The sequence below is a fragment of the Rhizobium sp. RSm-3 genome (assembly GCF_001854685.1).
GTDB lineage: Bacteria > Pseudomonadota > Alphaproteobacteria > Rhizobiales > Rhizobiaceae > Rhizobium > Rhizobium ecuadorense.
Window position 1 is genome coordinate 195097 of record NZ_MAWZ01000060.1, and the last position, 17936, is coordinate 213032.

Sequence of the window (17936 nt, forward strand, 5' to 3'; positions counted from 1 at the left end):
TTTGGGGCGTCCATACAGTTTTTTTTGCGTTTGCGAAAGAGGGGAACGCGCAAAAGCTGCGGCATGGCTGCCGCCATGCCGCATCGAAGCGTGTCATCAAATTGTCTTAGGCGTCGCTGCCTGTCAATTCCTCGAAGGTCGAAAGTCCCTTTTTGACCAGCATCGCATCCGGGCTCGGCAGCTTGCCGCGGAAGGCCTTGTAGGCATCTTCCGGATCGACCGAGCCGCCGACGGAATAGATGTTTTCCTTGAGCTTGCGCGCCATCTCGCCGTTGAAGGCGTCTCCCGTCTCCTCGAAGGCGGCAAAGGCGTCGGCATCGAGCACCTCCGACCACATGTAGGAGTAATAGCCGGCCGAATAGCCGCCGGAAAAGATGTGCTGGAAGTGCGGCGTCGCGTGGCGCATGACGATCGATTTCGGCATGCCGATCTCGGCCAGCACCTCCGCCTGCACCGCCATCGGATCCGCAACCGCTTCCCGCGTGTGAAACGCCATATCAACAAGCGCCGACGAGGTGAACTCGACGGTGTTGAAGCCGGCATTGAAGGTGCGCGCCGCCAGCACCTTGTCGAGCAGCGCCTGCGGCATCGGCTCGCCGGTTTCGACATGCACGGCATAACGCTTCAGAATAGCGGGCACCGTCAGCCAGTGTTCGTAGAGCTGCGACGGCAGCTCGACGAAATCGCGCGAGACGCCAGTGCCGGAGACGGAAGGGTAGGTGACATTCGACAGCATGCCGTGCAGCGCGTGGCCGAATTCGTGGAACAGCGTGCGGGCATCATCGAGCGACAGCAGCGCCGGCTTGCCCTCGGCCGGTTTGGCGAAGTTGCAGATATTATAGATGATCGGCAGCTCGCCATGGCGGCCCGTCTTCAGTTCGAGCTTGTGCTGCGATTGCAGCGAGCTCATCCAGGCGCCGGATCGTTTCGAGCCGCGGGCGAAATAATCGCCGAGGAACAGCGCGACCAACCGGTCTTCGCGGTCCCGGATTTCAAAGACCCGGACATCCGGGTGATAGGCGGCCACGCCCTTCTTCTCGACGGCGCGGATACCGAACAGCCGCCCGGCCACGTCGAAGCAGGCCTCGATGATCTTCTCCAGCTGCAGATAGGGCTTGAGCTCGGCCTCGGAGAAATCGAATTTCCGCGCCCGGATCTTTTCGGCGTAGTGGCGCCAGTCCCAGGGCATCACCTCGTGGTTACGCCCCTCCTCGGCGATCAGCGCTGATATATCGACCTCCTCCTCGCCGGCGCGTTTCACCGCCCGCGCCCAGACGGCCTTGAGCAGATCGTTCACCGCCTCGGCGGTCTTCGCCATCGTGTTGTCGAGCTTCAGCTCGGCGAAATTGCCGTAACCGAGCAGGCTCGCCACTTGATGGCGCAGCGCCAGCGTCTGGCCGATGACGGCGCGATTATCCGTCTCGCCGTCATTTTCGCCGCGCGCCACCCACGCCTTGAAAGCCTGCTCGCGCAGATCGCGGCGCTCCGAAAAGGTCAGGAACGGCTCGATGATCGAGCGCGACAGCGTCACCGCATATTTGTCCTCGTCGCCGCGTTCGCGCGCAGCCGCCGCCATTGCGTCGCGCAGAAATTCCGGCAGCCCGTCGAGCTCGGCTCCGTCGGAAAGCGTAAGCGCCCAGGCCTTCTCGTCGGCCAGCACGTTCTGGCCGAATTGCGTGGCGAGGCCGGCAAGCTTTTCATTGATCCCGGCGAGCTTCTCCTGCTCGGCCTTCCCGAGCTTGGCGCCCGATTTGACGAAGCCTTTCCAGTGGCGCTCCAGCACGCGTGTCTGTTCGAGCGTCAGGCCGAGGCTCTCGCGTTTTTCCCAGAGCGTATCGATGCGGGCAAAAAGCGCGGCATTCATGCCGATCTTCGAATAATGGCGCGACATCTTCGGCGAGATTTCCCGCTCCAGCGCCTGGATCACATCATTGGTATGCGCGCCGGCCTTGTTCCAGAACAGCGCCGAAACGCGCGACAGCGCATCGCCGGCAATCTCCAGCGCCGTGACCGTATTGTCGAATGTCGGCGCCTCCCCGTTTCCGGCGATCTCGTCGATCTCCCTTTCATGGGCGGCAAGCGCCGCTTCGAAGGCGGCGGCAAAATCGCCATCATCGAGAGCATCGAAACGTGGCAGGCCGTGAAGACCGTCCCAGTTGACCAGCGCCGGATTGAAATCACGGGGAGAAGACATCGGAGAAATTCCTTTTTGGCATGCAGGTGGATCGTCAATATAGGAGAGCCGCCCTGGAATTGGTATGTTGCAGGCAAACGCCTTTCGCCCCACCCGCCAAATCTGGTGGACAAAAATTGACGCGCGAGAATTAACCATTTGTTAACGATTGACGCGAATCACGCGCAAGCGCTAGTTTCCCCATATTCTTCCTGTAAGGGGACATGCGCCATGGAAATTTTTTCTGTGCGGTCTTCTCAGAGTTTGCTATTTAAAAACAATCCCAATAACGCAAAAGCTTCGAAGACCTCTGATATTGAAATCGAGACCAGAGCTCCGGCCCCGGCCTCGTTCCAGATCGAAGACGATAGTGACGAAGGGCCGGATTTCACCGCGGTCAGCCCTGGTGAATTGCGCAATTACGCGCGTCAGGGTTTCGACAGCGGCCTGATCGATCAGAGCACCTACGCTGCGATCTCCGAGCCGCTGCCGATGCACGCCATCGATCCGCTCGGCAACGTCATCGATCTCTCCAGCGTCACCGACGGCACCAGCTTCAATTTTCTCGATTATTACAAAAATCAGCTGCAGATCGCCACGTCGATCGGCGATCCCGATGAGGTCCAGACGCTGAAATCGATCGTCAATTTCCTGGATAGCTAGCTAAATTACGCCTTGCGCCAGCCGATGAGGCCAGGCGTTGCGTGCCAGAGTGCCTGGACGGCAAAACCCATGAAGAGGACGCCGGAGCAGCGCACGATCAGCCGCTCATGCGCGCGATAGAAGCGACGAACCGCGCCGGCGCCGATGACGCCGATCAGGATGATGTCGGCCGTCACGAAACCGACGAAGGACACGCCGAGGAGCATCGGCAGCGCCTCGAAATCAAGCGCCCCGGCCGAGCCCGCGACCAGCGCGGTGAAGGTGGCGAGCGCCACCGGATAGCCCTTCGGATTGGTAACGCCGAAGATCAGCCCGCGGCGAAACGGCCGCTCGACCACCATGAGAGCCTGTCCCGCCGCTTTCGGCTTGGCATTGACCGCGCTCCAGCCGATCCAGGCGAGATAGAAACCGCAGGCAAGCCCGAGCAGATCGAAGACGAAGGTCCCGATCGTCTTCGCGCCGACGATCGCGATCAACGCCAGCGACGACCAGATGAGATCCCCGACCAGATGCCCCATCATGAACAAAGCGCCGGCCTTGCGGCCCTGCCCGGCGCCGATGCCGAGCAACTGCAGGAAGGCGGGTCCGGGGATGAGCACGTAGAAGAGCGCCGCTAGGAAAGCGCCGAAGACCAGGGACTGCGTCATGGAAATGCTCCGGAGGATGATTTGGCAGAGTAAGCGATGGCAGGCACCCGTCAAGGGCTGTGAGAAAACGGGATCAAGCAGCAAACGCCATTGCCAGCAGCTTCCGGCTCAACGCGGAGGTCTCTCATTCGCCCCTACATAGAATAGACCTCTAAGGATGCGCGCTGTCGATCGCCGGTACGGTGAACTTCACGACCTCTCCGCCCAGCACTTCGTGTTCCGGCGTGGCGATTTCGATGAACACCTTGTGTTCGCCAGTCGGCAGGCCGGTCAGGACGATAGCGCCGGTACCGCCGGCATCGGCCCAGCGCCAAGGCAGGTCGTCAATGCTGACATGAAGGTGACCGGCCCTCGGCGAGACGTCGCTGGCGCTGGCGCCGAAGATTGGCAGGATGCGGAAGTTTTCGGTTCGATAGGGAATGATGGCCACCGCTCTCTTCGCGAGCGGTCCCGGAAGCGGCTGATCCACGAAGAGCTTGGGCGCAGGCTCGTTCTGGATGGGAAGAAACTGCGTGGCTGCTTGATGCGGCGTTTGCGCATGGATGGGTGTGCCGGCGGCAAGCAGTAAAACTGCCGTTGCGAGGGCTCTTGCGATCGTGGTCATGACAAAATCCTTTGGTAGCCGCGCCGGAGATCACCGACAGATGTCGGGACGCCGGCGCGATGTTGGGTTGGAGGGCGCTTCGGGGCCCGATCAAGCGACGTTGAGTTCGACGGCAAGGTTGCCGCGAGTGGCCTTGGAATAAGGGCAGAGCTGGTGAGCACGCTCGACCAGGGACTTGGCGAGGACCGCCTCCATACCCGGCAGCTTCGCATTCAGCCGCGCCTGCAGCACATAGCCGTCGTCGCTCGAGACCAGGTCGATCTCGGCATCGATGGCGGCGTCGGCGGGCACACGGAGCTGGCGCTCGGCAGCAGCCCTTCCGATCGCGCCGAGGAAACAGGCGGACCAGCCCGCAGCGAAGAGCTGCTCGGGATTGGTGCCCCGGCCCGAGGAACCGGGCGGGGATAGTTTCACATCGAGGCGCCCATCGGAACTGCGAGACGCACCGTCACGGCCGCCGATGGTGTTGGTGGTGCCGGTGTAGATCACTGTCGACATTCAGATACTCCTTGTTGGCCTGGTGGACGCCGCCCTGGATCAAGGTTTGGGCTGCGATGACGGGAAGATGAGCTCCGCAAGTCCGGTCCGGTAGCGAGCAGAAACGAGAGTGAGCCTCTCGTTTTCGATCAGCCGCGCTGCAGGGAAGCGAGAAGCGGGATCGCTGTTCACGATGTCGAAAAGCAGCGTGTTATCGCACCGAATGCGTCAGTGACGAGAGCCTAAGGCGCACGCTCGCGACACGACGGTTTGTCCTTTCACGATCTGTGGAACGGTTCCCCGGCCGTTGAGAATTTGCAGGATTCAAGAGGCTGCCTCTCGGCTTCTCTCGCTACCGCCGGCGCCGGAATTGCGCGACCTTCAAAACGCTAATCGGGGATCGTAACCATTGAAGCGATCCCGCTTTCACATCCAGCCGGGAGACCGACATGAACACGGATTTCAAACGCAAGATCGTCTTCGCTCTATCGATGGGCATCGTAACGACAGGGCTGATCTCTTTTACACTGCTCGCGCTCAATCTGGGCTTCTCGAAGGGATTCGCCCTGACATGGCTCCGCTCGTGGAGCATTGCCTATCTCATCGTCATCCCCGCCATCCTGCTGATCGGCCCTCGCCTTCAGGCACAGATCGACCGCGTCGTTCGTTGACGCGGAAGACGGTCGAGGAAGTGCGAGCTTCATTCGGGTGAAGGCACATCACCATAGTTGCTGCAAACCGCGCGAAGCCGGGGGAGCGCCCAATCGATGAAGGCCCGCACCTTGAGGGCGAGCAAGCCCTGGCGCGAATAGACGATGTTGACCGGCTTGGGCCCGCCGTCATAGTCCTTCAAGATCTGCACAAGCGCGCCCGAGGATACTTCCTCCGGAACTTGATAGTCGAAGAGGCGGGCGATCCCGGCTCCCCCTAGCGCGGCGGCGACGCAATTGGCCGCCGTGTTCACCTCGATCCGGCTCCGCGGCAGGATTTCGACGGGCTTCCCGTCGATCTCGAAACTCCAAAAGAACGACCGCTTGTGGAACATGATCCCATCGTGATTGGCAAGTTCGGTCGGATGTTGGGGAAGGCCATGCCGTTCCAGATAGGCGGGGCTTGCGCAGGTCAACAAACGGAACTCACCGGCCTTGACGGCATAGAGCGAACTGTCTTCCAACTCACCAAGTCGGATGGCGACATCGACCTGCTCATTGACCAGATGAACAGAGCGGTCGAGTGAAAGAACGTTCAATATCACTTGCGGATGCTTGTTCATGAAGTCGAGTGCAATCGGCAGGACATACCGGTGGCCAAACTCGATCGGCATCGTAATGGTCAGCAGTCCCCGCGGCGTCTGATACTCGCCTGACGCCCTGCGTTCGACCTCCTCCAGATCGGCGATAATCTTGCGCGCCGCGTCGACATAGTCGCGACCGGCATCGGTGAGCTGCAGGTTGCGGCTTGTTCGGATGATGAGGTTTGTGCCGAGATATCGCTCCAGATCGGCGACCTTGCGGCTGACGCTCGGCAGCGGTGCGTTGAGCTTCCGGCTACCCGCCGACAAGCTCCCGGCGTCAACCACCGCAAGCAGAACCCGCATTGCATCAAGCCGATCCATAATGCCCCGATGGTTAGAAGCCTCTCTGTTCAGGATAGGAGAAATCGGTTCTGCTGAATAGGCGGTTCCGCCGTTCAGCTCGGGCTTCGACGACGCAGATCGCCTGACGATCCCAGGCGCATCGAGAGGGTGGCTCTCATTTTCACCGGGTACCGGCCCAGGCCCGTAGCCGGTAAATTTTCACCCATTCGATCGAGTGTCTTGCCTGAATGTCAATCGAATCTGCCGGGCGTCACGACGATCAAAGGTCCAGGACGCAACTTCAAAAGGGTGAAGATTATGGACAGACTCTTCTATGTCGGCGTGTCGGCCGCACTCTTTGCGGCCTTTGCCTTCTCGCTCAATTTTATCGTGCCATTCATCATCGGTGACTATTCCACCTTTGATTTTGCCCTCATCCGTCATGTCGTCTCGGCTCTCGTCGGGCTTTACATTCTGTTTTCGCAGAAAGGCGCAATGCGCCATCTCACGCTTCGGAACTGTCTGCAGGCCATCTGGCTCGCCTTCGTCGGATATGTCGGCTACTTCCTGACGGTGACCGGAGCGGCCGTCTTTGCCGGCCCCGTCATCGCTCCGGCCTTTCTCGGTCTGGTGCCGATCGTGTTGATGGTCATTGGCAATCAGCGTCAGGGATCATTGCCGTGGCGATCCCTTGTGATGCCCTTGGCGCTGGTGCTGGTCGGCCTTATCCTCGTCAATGGCACGGCATTCACGGCTGAAGGATTGAACTCCGTCGAATCCCTGTGGGTCGGCGTGCCGCTGGCGCTGGCTGCCGTGGGGCTTTGGGTCTGGTTCGCTCTCGCCAATCAGGCTGCACTCGCTGCCCGACCAGAAATGCCCTCCGGCGTGTGGTCGGCCCTGATATTGGTCGGAGGTGGCGTCTTGATGCTGGTCTTCTATCCCGTCGGCGCCGCGATGGACTTGTTCCAGCTTCCAGCATTGGGATTCGGCTGGAGTGCCGCCGGCAGCCTATATGTTTGGGGTGCATCCTTCGCGCTGCTGGCAACGGTAGGCGGCGTCTGGGCCTGGAACATTGCATCACGGAGCCTGCCCGTCGCCTTGGCTGCGCAATTGATCGTTTCGGAAACAGCCTTCGGTGTCATCGGCGGACTGGTCGTGCATGCTCGCTGGCCGACCCCGATCGAAATCGCCGGGGTGGTCGTCCTGATCGCCGGCGTTGTTCTATCGGTGCGGATTTTCTACGATCGCCAATTTGCATCGGGAAAAATGTCGCTTGCGCACGAGTGACCTCCCGCGTGCAGCGCATTGCGTTCTGGCGAGACGGGGCAACCGATGCGCTCAAATTCTTCGATCGAACACAGCGACCGGCGTCTTCAGACGATAGAGCGTCGTCGGTCGCCGGGCCCGCTCGGTCTGTCGTTTTTCGCCCTCGACCACTTCGAGCAGATCGAGATCGTTGATCTTGCGGCGAAAGGCGCTCTGGTCCAGCCGCTCGCCCATCACCGTTTCATAGATTGCCTGCAGTTCCGACATCGTGAAGACCTCGGGAAGCAGCCTTGCCGGGATGGTCGAGTAGGCGCCCTTGCCGCGCAGCCGCGCCAGCGCGGCAGCGACGATCTCGTGATGGTCGAAGGGCAGCTCGCCTGCAGCCTCGACAGGCCGCAATTCCAGCAGGCCGGCGCCACCCTCCAACGCTCCCTGCGGGACCAGCGCAAAATAGGCGATCGATACCGACCAGTCGCGGGGATCGCGCCGCGCCGAAGCGAAGGTCGCAAGCTGTTCGAAAAAGATGCCCTTGAGCCCTGTCTTGGCCTTGAGGATGCGCCGCACTGCCGCCTCCGCATCGGCGTCCTCTTCCGTGTGCAGATAGCCGCCGATCAGCGCCGCAACACCGGCAAACGGCTCGGCGGATCGTTCCAGCAAGGCCACGCATAGTCGTCCTTCGTGCAGCGTCAGCAAGACGATGTCGACCGTCACGATCGGCCGTGCGAATTCAGCCTCTGCCATTGGCATTTTCCTGGTGAGCGTTCCGGGCTCTCATAACGGCCCATCATAAAAATGACAATTTGCAAATAGCAACTTGCAAAGTGCAATTTGCAAATCTATATGATGGATAACGAAGGCAGCGGGCGGGACGCCCGAGCCTGATCGCCAAGGCAACAAGCAAAGGAGTGATGCCATGGGTATGGGACGTTTCAGCACAAGCGACTGGGCGGCCTACAATGCACGCCATGTGGATGGCCGCAGCCGGTCGGAGGTATTCGGTGCCACCGGCATCGACCCCCGGTTCGATCCGGCGCGCTTTGCCACCCGCGAGAGCCGCGACAGCGCCTACAATCCGCAGTCGACGCCGATTATTCTCGCCTCGGATGTGACTGGCTCGATGGGCATGATCGCTCACGAGCTGATGCGCGGCGGGCTCATCACCCTGACATCGGAAATCTATGACCGCCGGCCGGTATCCGATCCGCATATCATGGTGGCGGCGATAGGAGATGCGTATACCGACGCAGCACCCCTGCAGGCCACTCAGTTCGAGGCCGATATCTCGCTTGCCAGCCAGATCCGCGCCTTGTGGCTGGAAGGCAAGGGCGGCGGCAATGACGGCGAGAGCTACAGCGCCGCCCACCTTCTGGCAGCCCTGAAAACCTCGACCGATGCCTTCGAAAGGCGCGGCCGCAAAGGCTATCTCTTCACCATCGGCGACGAGCCGGTTCACAACGGCCTGACCGCCGACCAGATCGCCCGCATCTTCGGCATCGAACCGCCGCGCGGTCTGAGCGCCCGGGAATGCCTTGCGATGGCGCAGAGATCCTATGAGGTCTTCCACATCGTCATCCGCGAGGGGTATGCAGCCGCGCGGCTCGACCGGGTGCTGGCGAGCTGGCAGCCGTTTCTGCCGGGCCGGACCTTCGTGCTCGATGATCACAGGCGCATCGCCGAACTGGTGGTGTCGATCATCGAGATCACCGAGGGCCGGGATGCCGGCGAGGTGGCCGCCAGCTGGCCGGGTGCGGCGGCTGCAGTCGTCGCCAAGGCGATCGGCGAACGCCCGAAGCGGCGCCTGCTGCCATTCTTCTGATCGGGCTTCTCCGGGAAAAGTGCGAGGCGCTTTTCCCGGGGAGTTAAAGACAAAAAGCTGGAGCGGTTCTGTGCTCCCATAAGAAGCTGAACCGCTCCGCCCATACCTTCCAGAACGAAAGCCCGGACGCCATCGCTCCGGGAACCATTTGAGGAGCAGAAAAATGAGCACTCGAGCACGGGCCGTGATCGGCGCGCTTTATGGCGACGAAGGCAAGGGGCTGATGGTCGATCGCCTTGCCGCCGCCACGCCGGGGGCCGTGGTGATTCGCAGCAATGGCGGTGCTCAGGCCGGTCATACCGTGCTTGGCGACGCCGGCGTCCGCCATGTCTTCCACCATATCGGCTCGGGCAGCTTTGCCGGGGCCGCCACGCATTTCAGCCGTTTTTTCGTCGCCCATCCGATGCTGCTGCTCGACGAGCTGGCTGATCTCAGCCAGCTCGGGGTGAAGCCTGAGATCAGCAGCGACCCGCGAGCGCCGGTCACCACCCCCTTCGACGTCATCATCAACCAGGCCTTGGAGCTGGCGCGTGGCGCTGCCCGTCATGGCAGCTGCGGCCTCGGCTTCGGCGAGACCATCGAGCGCAATCTGCGCCCGGAATTCGCCCTCTCGACCAAGGATCTCTTCCGCCCCGATCTGCACGCCCGTCTTGTTTCGATCCGCGACGCCTGGGTGCCTCTCCGGCTGGCCGCACTCGGCATCACCGCCCTGCCCGCGGAACTGGCCGGCGCCCTGGCCGACGACACCACCATCGCCCGCTTCGAGGCCGATTGCGCCGCCTACCTCGACCGCGTCACGCTCTGGCCCGACCGGCGGCTGTGCGAACGCGGCACCGTCATCTTCGAAGCGGCACAGGGCCTCGGGCTCGATCAGGACAGCGGCGCCTTTCCCAACGTCACCCGTTCCAATACCGGGCTCGCCAACATGCTCGCTATCGCCGTCGAGGCCGGTATCACCGAGCTCGACGCAACATATGCGACGCGCTGCTACACCAACCGGCACGGCGCAGGCCCCCTCAAGGGAGAAGTTGCCACACTGCGCGGCATCAATGTCGTCGACCCCACCAACGCGCCGAACGAGTGGCAGGGGTGCCTGAGGCTCGCGCCGCTCGATCTCGGCCTGTTGCGTGAAGCCATAACACGCGACCTGAGCTTGGACCGCGGCGGTATCGCCGTCAGAGCCGGACTGGCGGTGACCTGCCTCGATCAGGCGGAGGATGGTTTTGCGGTGACGGATTGCGGAGAGGTGATGCCGCTTGATCCTGCCAAGGCGGCGCCCGAGATAGCCGATCTGGTTGGCCTGCCGCTGTGGGCCGAAAGCTGGGGACCGCGTCGCGGTGACATCAGACTAAGTGTCGATGCCGCCGCCACGTAAAAAAGAGCCCGCGCGGCAATGCCGGCGGGCTCATATCCGGTGCGAAAGCGAACCGGTGGCTACTTCTTGAGATTGCGCTTGCCGAGCGTGCGCAGGCGCAGCGCGTTGAGCTTGATGAAGCCGGCCGCGTCCTTCTGGTCGTAGGCGCCCTGATCGTCCTCGAAGGTGACGAGCTTGTCGGAATAAAGCGACTTTTCGCTTTCACGGCCGATGACCATGACATTGCCCTTATAGAGCTTCAGCGTCACTTCACCTTCGACATGCTCCTGGCTCTTGTCGATCAGCGCCTGCAGCATCTCGCGCTCCGGCGAGAACCAGAAGCCGTAATAGATCAGCTCGGCGTAGCGCGGCATGATCTCGTCCTTGAGATGAGCGGCACCGCGGTCGAGCGTGATCGATTCGATCGCCCGGTGCGCCGAGAGCAGGATCGTGCCGCCGGGCGTTTCGTAGACGCCGCGCGACTTCATGCCGACGAAGCGGTTCTCGACGAGGTCGAGACGGCCGATGCCGTTGTCGCGGCCGTAATTGTTGAGCGTCGCCAAGAGCGTCGCCGGCGACATCTCGACGCCGTTGATCGAGGCGGCATCGCCCTTGCGGAAGCCGACCTTGATCACTTCAGCCTTGTCGGGCGCGGCCTCAGGCGAGATCGTGCGCATATGCACATATTCCGGCGCCTCCTGGGCGGGGTCCTCGAGAACCTTGCCCTCGGAGGAGGAATGCAGAAGGTTGGCGTCGACGGAGAACGGCGCCTCGCCCTTCTTGTCCTTGGCAACGGGGATCTGATGCTGCTCGGCGAAGGCGAGCAGGTCGGTGCGGCTCTTGAAGGACCAATCACGCCACGGGGCGATGATCTTGATGTCGGGGTTCAAAGCATAGGCGGACAGTTCGAAACGAACCTGGTCGTTGCCCTTGCCGGTGGCGCCGTGGGCGATCGCATCGGCGCCCGTCTTGCGGGCGATATCGATCAAGTGCTTGGAAATCAGCGGCCGGGCGATCGAAGTGCCGAGCAGATAGACGCCTTCGTAAACGGCATTGGCACGGAACATCGGGAAGACGAAATCGCGCACGAATTCCTCGCGCACATCCTCGATGTAGATCTCCTTGATGCCGAGCATCTCGGCCTTCTTGCGCGCCGGCTCCAGCTCTTCGCCCTGGCCGAGATCGGCGGTGAAGGTGACGACTTCGGCGCCGAGTTCAGTCTGCAGCCACTTTAGGATGATCGAGGTGTCGAGGCCGCCGGAATAGGCGAGAACGACTTTCTTCACGTCTTTGTATGATGCCATGGTGATGAGGTCCGTTGCATAAAAGGCCGGCGAAAACCCGGTGTCGCGGCACTTTTAGCGAGATTGGCGCGTGACGCAAGGGCAAGTGCGGTGCCACCGGCGGCGATAGCGTTTGACAGCGGCAAAGCGGAGCCCATATTCGCCAACGTCCTAGCAATGATCGAGGAGAGGCTCCCCGTGACCAATATTCAAGACATTTTCAAGAAATCCAATGTTGCCGTCATCACCGGCGGCGCGTCCGGCATCGGCCTGGCGGCAGCGAAATATTTCGCCGGGCGCGGCATGAGCGTCGCCATCGCCGATCTCGGCGGCGATCGGCTGGCCGAGGCCGCCGACCAGCTCAAGGCCATTGCCGGCGAGGAAGATGTGATGGCGGTCGAAACCGACGTCGCAGCCAGGGACTCGCTGGAAGCGCTCGAACGCGCCGTGCTCCAGCGTTTCGGCCGCGTGCACGTGCTGATGAACAATGCCGGCATCGGCCCGGAAACCTCGATCTTCAGCCCGCAGGCCAACTGGGACCATATCTTCGCCGTCAACCTGATGGGCGTCATCAACGGCACGCGCACCTTCGGCCCGAAGATGCTGTCGCACGGCGAACCCGGCCTGATCATCAACACCGGCTCCAAGCAGGGTATCACCACGCCGCCCGGCAATCCCGCCTACAATATCTCCAAATCGGGCGTGAAGGTCTTTACCGAAGCGCTCGAGCATGAGCTTCGCAACATCGACGGCGGCAAGATTTCCGCCCATCTTCTGATCCCCGGCTTCGTCTTCACCGGGCTTACCAAGGGCGACCGCTCGGAAAAACCGGCCGGTGCCTGGACACCGGAGCAGACCGTCGATTTCATGGTCGAAAGCCTCGGGCGCGGCGATTTCTATATCCTTTGCCCCGATAACGACGTTGCCCGGCCGGTCGACGAACGCCGCATGGCCTGGGCGGCCGGCGACATCATCGAGAATCGCCCACCGCTGTCGCGCTGGCACAAGGACTATGCCGACAAGTTCAAGGTCTTCCTTGAACAGAAGTAATCGCTGGCATCAGAAGCTTTGATTGGTAATTTTCCGAAAGCCGGATAAGAGATCGTCAGGTCTTTCCGGCTTTCGGAGTGTGCCATGGATTTCCTGCCCAGCCTGCCGACGCTTCTCGGCTTTGCCGCCGCCACGCTGTTGCTCGCGGCGACCCCCGGTCCCGACATGACGCTGTCGATCAGCCGCTCGCTCGCCCAGGGCAAGAATGCCGCGCTCTTCGTCGTCGTCGGCACCAGCCTCGGCATCGTTGTTCACACCATGCTGGTCGCCTTCGGCATTTCGGCGCTGATCACCGCCTCGCCGACCGCCTTCCTGATCCTGAAGACCGGCGGCGCCGCTTATCTGCTCTGGCTCGCGATGCAGGCGATCCGCTTCGGCTCGAAGCTGACCGTCGCCAAGGTCGAGGCGCAGAAAGGCACCGCCCTTTCGAACATCTCGTCGGGCTTCTGGGTCAATCTCCTGAACCCCAAGGTCATCATCTTCTTCATGACCTTCCTGCCGCAATTCGTCAGCGCCGGCGATCCCGCCGTCACGCAGAAGCTGCTTTTCCTTGGGCTTTGTTTCATCCTGTTCGCCATGCCGGTCAATGCCGCCGTGGTCCTTGCCGCCGACCGGCTGGCCTGCTGGCTGCAGAACAACAGGAAGGTGCTGCGCGGCATCGACTATACCTTCGCCGGCGTCTTCTCGATCTTCGCCGCGAAGATCCTGCTCACGCAGACAAGATGATCAGCCGATCCCGCGGTCGCGAAGCGATCCGCGCACGGTCGGCCTAGCCGATCACGCTGTCGGTTTATCCGATCAGCACGCTGTCGGCCTTAGCCGATCAGCAAAGCGTCGTCATCGAGCGTCTGGCCGCGCATCTTGCGGAACATGGCGATCAGATCCTCGACCTGCAGGTTCTTCCTGTTGTCGCCGGCGACATCGAGAACGATCTCGCCGCCATGCAGCATGATCGTGCGGTGGCCGTAGTCCAGCGCCTGGCGCATCGAATGCGTCACCATCATCGTCGTCAGCTTGCGCTCGGCAACGATCTTCTGCGTGAGGTTCATCACGAACTCGGCCATCCCAGGATCGAGGGCTGCCGTATGTTCGTCGAGCAGCAGCACCTCGGACCCCGCAAGCGTTGCCATGACGAGCGACACGGCCTGGCGCTGCCCGCCGGAGAGCAGATCCATGCGGTCCTTCAGCCGGTTTTCCAGCCCGAGATTGAGTTCGGCGATCCGCTCCTTGAAATAATCGCGCCTCTTGCCGCCGAGCGCCGGCGCAAGCCCGCGCTTCTCGCCGCGGCGGGCAGCCAGAGCGAGATTTTCCTCGATCGACAGCGAACCGCAGCTTCCCGTCAGCGGATCCTGGAAGACGCGGGCAACCAGACCGGCGCGTGATGCGGTCGACTTGCGCGTCACCTCGTTCTTGCCGATCAGCACCTGCCCCTCGCTCGGCAGGACGTCGCCGGCGAGCACGCCGAGCAGCGTCGATTTGCCGGCGCCGTTGGAGCCGATGACGGTAACGAAGGAGCCCTGCTCGATGGTCAGGCTGACGCCGTTCAGCGCCTGTTTCTGCAGCGGCGTACCGCGTCCGAAAACGACCTTGATGTCCTTGACGCTGATCATGATGCGGCCCCTCCGCGAAGACGGGGAAGGATGAGCGCCACGGTCACCAGTACCGCGGTGACGAAGTTGAGGTCGGAGGCCTGCAGGCCGATGATGTCGCTGGACAGCGCCAGCTGGATCGCGATGCGATAGAGGATCGAGCCGAGCACGCAGCCGATCAACGCGATCAACAGGCCGCGACGACCAAGCAATGTCTCGCCGATGATGACGGCGGCCAGACCGACGACAATCGTGCCGACGCCCGAGGTGACATCGGCAAAGCCGTTCGTCTGGGCAAACAGCGCACCGCCGAACGCCACCAGCGCATTCGAGATTGCCATGCCGAGATAGATCTGCCGGCTGGTATCGACACCCTGGGCCCGCGCCATCCGCGCATTGGCGCCGGTCGCGCGCATCGCCAGCCCGGCATCGCTTTCGAGGAAGCGCCAGACCAGGACGAGGGCGACGATCACGAGAACGCCGACGAAGAGCGGCCGTACATAGAAATCGCGAAGGCCGTGGCCGAAGAACGGGCTGATCATCGTATCGGCATTGATCAGAGCGACGTTGGGTTTGCCCATCACCCTGAGATTGACGGAAAACAGCGCGATCATCGTCAGGATCGAGGCGAGCAGGTTGAGGATCTTGAAGCGCACGTTGAGCAGCGCCGTCACCATGCCCGCGGCCGCGCCGGCGGCCATCGCGACCACCGCCGCAAGCCAGGCATTGACGCCGGCAATGATCAGCACGGCGGTCACTGCCGCGCCGAGCGGAAACGAGCCGTCGACCGTCAGATCGGGAAAGTCGAGAATGCGGAAGGCGAGATAGACGCCAAGGGCGACGAAGGAATAGACCAGGCCGAGCTCGACGGCCCCCCAGAATGCGATTTGGCTCAAGGCTTTCAGCCCCTTTTTGTTACCGTTCCGCCCGTCGCGAAACCGCAGCCTTTTAGTACTTCAGCCGCCCCCGTGCAAACGGGAGCGGCTGAATGTGAATGGTCGATGGCATTACAGCCGATTATTCGATGACCTTGTTGGCGCGCGAAAGCACGCTTTCCGGCAGGGTGACGCCCATCTTGGCCGCGGCTGCCTTGTTGACGACCAGATCGCTGCCGGCAGCGGTCTTGACCGCGATATCGCCGGGGTTTTCGCCCTTCAGCACCCGTACGACGATGTCGCCCGTCTGCTTGCCGACATCATAATAGTTGAAGCCGAGGGCGGCGACCGAACCGCGCGAAACCGAATCCGTATCGGCAGTGAAGAGCGGCAGTTTGCTCTCTTCGGCAACCGCGACGGCGCCTTCGAGCGCCGAGATGATCGTATTGTCGGTCGGGATATAGATCGCATCGGCGCGGCCGACGAGGGCGCGGGCCGCACCCTGGACCTCGGCCGATTTGGTGGCGGCTGATTCCACAACCTTCAGGCCGGCCTTTTCGGCTTCGGCCTTCAAGACGGCGAGCAGCGAAACGGAATTCGCCTCGCCTGAATTGTAGAGATAGCCGATGGTTTTCACGTCGGGCAGGATTTCCTTGATCAGCGCCAGATGTTCGGCGACCGGCGACATGTCGGAAAGGCCGGTGACGTTGCCGCCAGGCTTGTCCATGTTCTTGACAAGCTGGGCGCCGAGCGGATCGGAGACCGCGGTGAAGACGACCGGAATGTCACGCGTCGAGGAGACGACCGCCTGGGCCGAGGGCGTGGAGATCGGCACGATGACATTCGGCTCGTCGCCGGCGAACTGCCGGGCGATCTGGGCTGCTGTCGCCGGATTGCCCTGCGCCGACTCGAACACGAATTTCAGGTTCTCGCCTTCCTTGTAGCCGGCCGCCGTCAGCGCATCGAGAACGCCCTTGCGGGCCGCATCCAGCGCCGGATGCTCGACGATTGCCGTCACGGCGACCGTGACGTTGTCAGCCTTTGCGGGCAGGGAAAGGGCCAGACTGGCGGCAAGAGCGAGCAGAATCGGGCGCATTTGTATCCTCCTGATTGATTTTGGCGGCACTATTAGGAAAAGCGCATGCTTAAATCAATGCAGGAGAATTGTAGCGAGGATCAAACTTGCTGATCAGTCGTCGGTGCCATGATTGGCAATCATCATCGCCTCGAAGGCCAGGCGCTCGGTCTTGCGCATGCGCTCAGACTCCGATTTCAGCTGGCCGCAGGCGGCAAGAATGTCGCGGCCGCGCGGCGTGCGGATCGGCGAGGCGTAACCTGCCGAATTGATGAAATCGGCGAACTTCTCGATCTGCTCCCAGTCGGAACATTGGTAGTTGGTGCCCGGCCAGGGGTTAAACGGAATGAGGTTGATCTTCGCCGGCACGCCCTTCAAGAGCTTGATCAGCCCTTTGGCGTCCTCAAGGCTGTCGTTGACATCCTTCAGCATCACATATTCGAAGGTGATGCGCCGCGCATTGGAAAGGCCGGGATAGGCCTTGCACGCCTCGATCAGTTCCTTCAGCGGATACTTCTTGTTGATCGGCACCAGAATGTCGCGCAGGTCGTCGCGCACCGCATGCAGCGAGATCGCCAGCATGACGCCGATCTCCTCGCCGGTGCGAAAAATCTCCGGCACGACACCGGAGGTGGACAGCGTTACCCGGCGCCTGGACAGCGACAGGCCGTCGCCATCGGTGGCGATCAGCAATGCCTGCTTGACGGCGTCGAAATTATAGAGCGGCTCGCCCATGCCCATCATCACGATGTTGCTGACCTTGCGGCCCTCGGCAGGCATGATCGTACCCTGCGGCGCTTCACGATCCGGGAAGTCGCCGAGCCGGTCGCGGGCAAGCAGCAACTGCGACAGAATTTCCTCAGCCGTCAGGTTGCGCACCAGCCGCTGTGTCCCGGTGTGACAGAAAGAACAGGTGAGCGTGCAGCCGACCTGGCTGGAGATGCACAGCGTGCCGCGACCCTCTTCCGGGATATAGACGGCTTCGATCTCGACCGGGCGGCCGGCGCCCCGCGGGGGAAAACGCAGCAGCCATTTGCGCGTGCCGTCGTTCGAGACCTGCTCCTCGACGATCTCAGGACGCGCGATGGTGAAATGCTGCTTCAGCATCTCGCGCATGTCCTTGGCGACATTCGTCATATGGTCGAAATCGGAAACCCCGCGCACATAGATCCAGTTCCAGAGCTGCGCGACGCGCATCTTGATCTGCTTCTCAGCCACGCCCTTTTCCCGGAGCGCCGCCCCCATTTCCTCGCGCGAAAGCCCGATCAAAGAAGGCTTTTCGGTGCCGGGAGAGGCGTGCGGCGCCTGCGGCTTGGTGACAACGATCGCATCCATGACGGACATAGTCTTCAGATCCCGAATTCAAACACGTAACCGCCCCGCAAGCCCGCGGACTTCAGGAGCAAGCCGGAAGAGGTGAGGCGCATGACGGCACATTGGCAGAAATTGAATGGCGGAACGGCGACTGATATCGCGATCTGTCCGCTG

Annotated in this window: 18 protein-coding genes; 7 read left to right on the forward strand and 11 right to left on the reverse strand. The window is 61.9% G+C overall.

The window, feature by feature from the left end:
* Positions 1–106: 106 nt before the first annotated feature.
* Positions 107–2194 carry a M3 family metallopeptidase gene (locus BBJ66_RS32425; protein WP_071093320.1) on the reverse strand — a complete coding sequence of 696 codons (2088 nt, stop codon included), beginning with the start codon at positions 2192–2194 and terminating at the stop codon, positions 107–109.
* 210 nt (positions 2195–2404) lie between these two features.
* Here BBJ66_RS32425 and BBJ66_RS32430 point away from each other — a divergent pair, with 210 nt between their 5' ends.
* Positions 2405–2836, forward strand: a complete 432-nt coding sequence (locus BBJ66_RS32430) for a hypothetical protein (RefSeq protein ID WP_071093323.1) — start codon at positions 2405–2407, stop codon at positions 2834–2836.
* A gap of 5 nt (positions 2837–2841) precedes the next feature.
* Here the strand turns inward: BBJ66_RS32430 and BBJ66_RS32435 are convergent, their stop codons facing one another.
* The 3 genes from BBJ66_RS32435 to BBJ66_RS32445 form a co-directional block, all read right to left on the reverse strand.
* Positions 2842–3483: a LysE family translocator gene (locus BBJ66_RS32435; RefSeq protein ID WP_071093325.1), complete on the reverse strand. Its 642-nt coding sequence runs from the start codon at positions 3481–3483 to the stop codon at positions 2842–2844.
* Between the two features lie 151 nt (positions 3484–3634).
* Positions 3635–4087 carry a DUF6130 family protein gene (locus BBJ66_RS32440; protein WP_071093327.1) on the reverse strand — a complete coding sequence of 151 codons (453 nt, stop codon included), beginning with the start codon at positions 4085–4087 and terminating at the stop codon, positions 3635–3637.
* 90 nt (positions 4088–4177) lie between these two features.
* A complete protein-coding gene (locus BBJ66_RS32445) occupies positions 4178–4585 on the reverse strand; it encodes an organic hydroperoxide resistance protein (protein ID WP_071093329.1) in 408 nt (135 codons plus the stop codon).
* A 428-nt stretch (positions 4586–5013) separates the two neighbouring features.
* On the opposite strand from BBJ66_RS32445, the gene BBJ66_RS32450 reads away from it, so the two are divergent.
* Positions 5014–5235 carry a DUF2798 domain-containing protein gene (locus BBJ66_RS32450; RefSeq protein WP_071093330.1) on the forward strand — a complete coding sequence of 74 codons (222 nt, stop codon included), beginning with the start codon at positions 5014–5016 and terminating at the stop codon, positions 5233–5235.
* A gap of 29 nt (positions 5236–5264) precedes the next feature.
* Here the strand turns inward: BBJ66_RS32450 and BBJ66_RS32455 are convergent, their stop codons facing one another.
* Positions 5265–6179, reverse strand: coding sequence for a LysR family transcriptional regulator (locus BBJ66_RS32455; protein WP_049733417.1), 915 nt, complete (start codon positions 6177–6179; stop codon positions 5265–5267).
* A 279-nt stretch (positions 6180–6458) separates the two neighbouring features.
* On the opposite strand from BBJ66_RS32455, the gene BBJ66_RS32460 reads away from it, so the two are divergent.
* Positions 6459–7427 (forward strand): DMT family transporter, encoded by a 969-nt coding sequence (locus BBJ66_RS32460; RefSeq protein ID WP_071093332.1) that lies wholly within the window; start codon positions 6459–6461, stop codon positions 7425–7427.
* A 51-nt stretch (positions 7428–7478) separates the two neighbouring features.
* Here BBJ66_RS32460 and BBJ66_RS32465 read toward each other — a convergent pair whose 3' ends face one another.
* A complete protein-coding gene (locus BBJ66_RS32465) occupies positions 7479–8147 on the reverse strand; it encodes an NUDIX hydrolase (protein WP_071093334.1) in 669 nt (222 codons plus the stop codon).
* 172 nt (positions 8148–8319) lie between these two features.
* Between BBJ66_RS32465 and BBJ66_RS32470 the strand changes: the two genes are divergently transcribed.
* Positions 8320–9222 carry a hypothetical protein gene (locus BBJ66_RS32470; RefSeq protein ID WP_071093336.1) on the forward strand — a complete coding sequence of 301 codons (903 nt, stop codon included), beginning with the start codon at positions 8320–8322 and terminating at the stop codon, positions 9220–9222.
* A 163-nt stretch (positions 9223–9385) separates the two neighbouring features.
* Positions 9386–10597 carry an adenylosuccinate synthetase gene (locus BBJ66_RS32475; RefSeq protein ID WP_071093338.1) on the forward strand — a complete coding sequence of 404 codons (1212 nt, stop codon included), beginning with the start codon at positions 9386–9388 and terminating at the stop codon, positions 10595–10597.
* A gap of 59 nt (positions 10598–10656) precedes the next feature.
* Here BBJ66_RS32475 and BBJ66_RS32480 read toward each other — a convergent pair whose 3' ends face one another.
* On the reverse strand, positions 10657–11880 hold the full coding sequence (locus BBJ66_RS32480) for an argininosuccinate synthase (protein WP_071093341.1): 1224 nt from the start codon (positions 11878–11880) through the stop codon (positions 10657–10659).
* 177 nt (positions 11881–12057) lie between these two features.
* Between BBJ66_RS32480 and BBJ66_RS32485 the strand changes: the two genes are divergently transcribed.
* Entirely contained in the window at positions 12058–12909 is an 852-nt protein-coding gene (locus BBJ66_RS32485) for an SDR family NAD(P)-dependent oxidoreductase (RefSeq protein ID WP_071093416.1), read from the forward strand.
* An 84-nt stretch (positions 12910–12993) separates the two neighbouring features.
* Entirely contained in the window at positions 12994–13635 is a 642-nt protein-coding gene (locus tag BBJ66_RS32490; protein ID WP_049733412.1) for a LysE family translocator, read from the forward strand.
* An 89-nt stretch (positions 13636–13724) separates the two neighbouring features.
* Here BBJ66_RS32490 and BBJ66_RS32495 read toward each other — a convergent pair whose 3' ends face one another.
* From BBJ66_RS32495 to rlmN, 4 genes are all read right to left on the reverse strand, one after another.
* Complete coding sequence (locus BBJ66_RS32495; RefSeq protein WP_003582880.1) at positions 13725–14519, reverse strand: ABC transporter ATP-binding protein; 795 nt, start codon at positions 14517–14519, stop codon at positions 13725–13727.
* Entirely contained in the window at positions 14516–15394 is an 879-nt protein-coding gene (locus BBJ66_RS32500) for an ABC transporter permease (protein ID WP_049733410.1), read from the reverse strand. The genes BBJ66_RS32495 and BBJ66_RS32500 overlap by 4 nt, the downstream gene beginning before the upstream one ends.
* A gap of 121 nt (positions 15395–15515) precedes the next feature.
* Positions 15516–16469 (reverse strand): ABC transporter substrate-binding protein, encoded by a 954-nt coding sequence (locus tag BBJ66_RS32505; protein WP_049733409.1) that lies wholly within the window; start codon positions 16467–16469, stop codon positions 15516–15518.
* A 93-nt stretch (positions 16470–16562) separates the two neighbouring features.
* Positions 16563–17792: a 23S rRNA (adenine(2503)-C(2))-methyltransferase RlmN gene (gene rlmN, locus BBJ66_RS32510; RefSeq protein WP_071093343.1), complete on the reverse strand. Its 1230-nt coding sequence runs from the start codon at positions 17790–17792 to the stop codon at positions 16563–16565.
* Positions 17793–17936 lie beyond the last annotated feature (144 nt).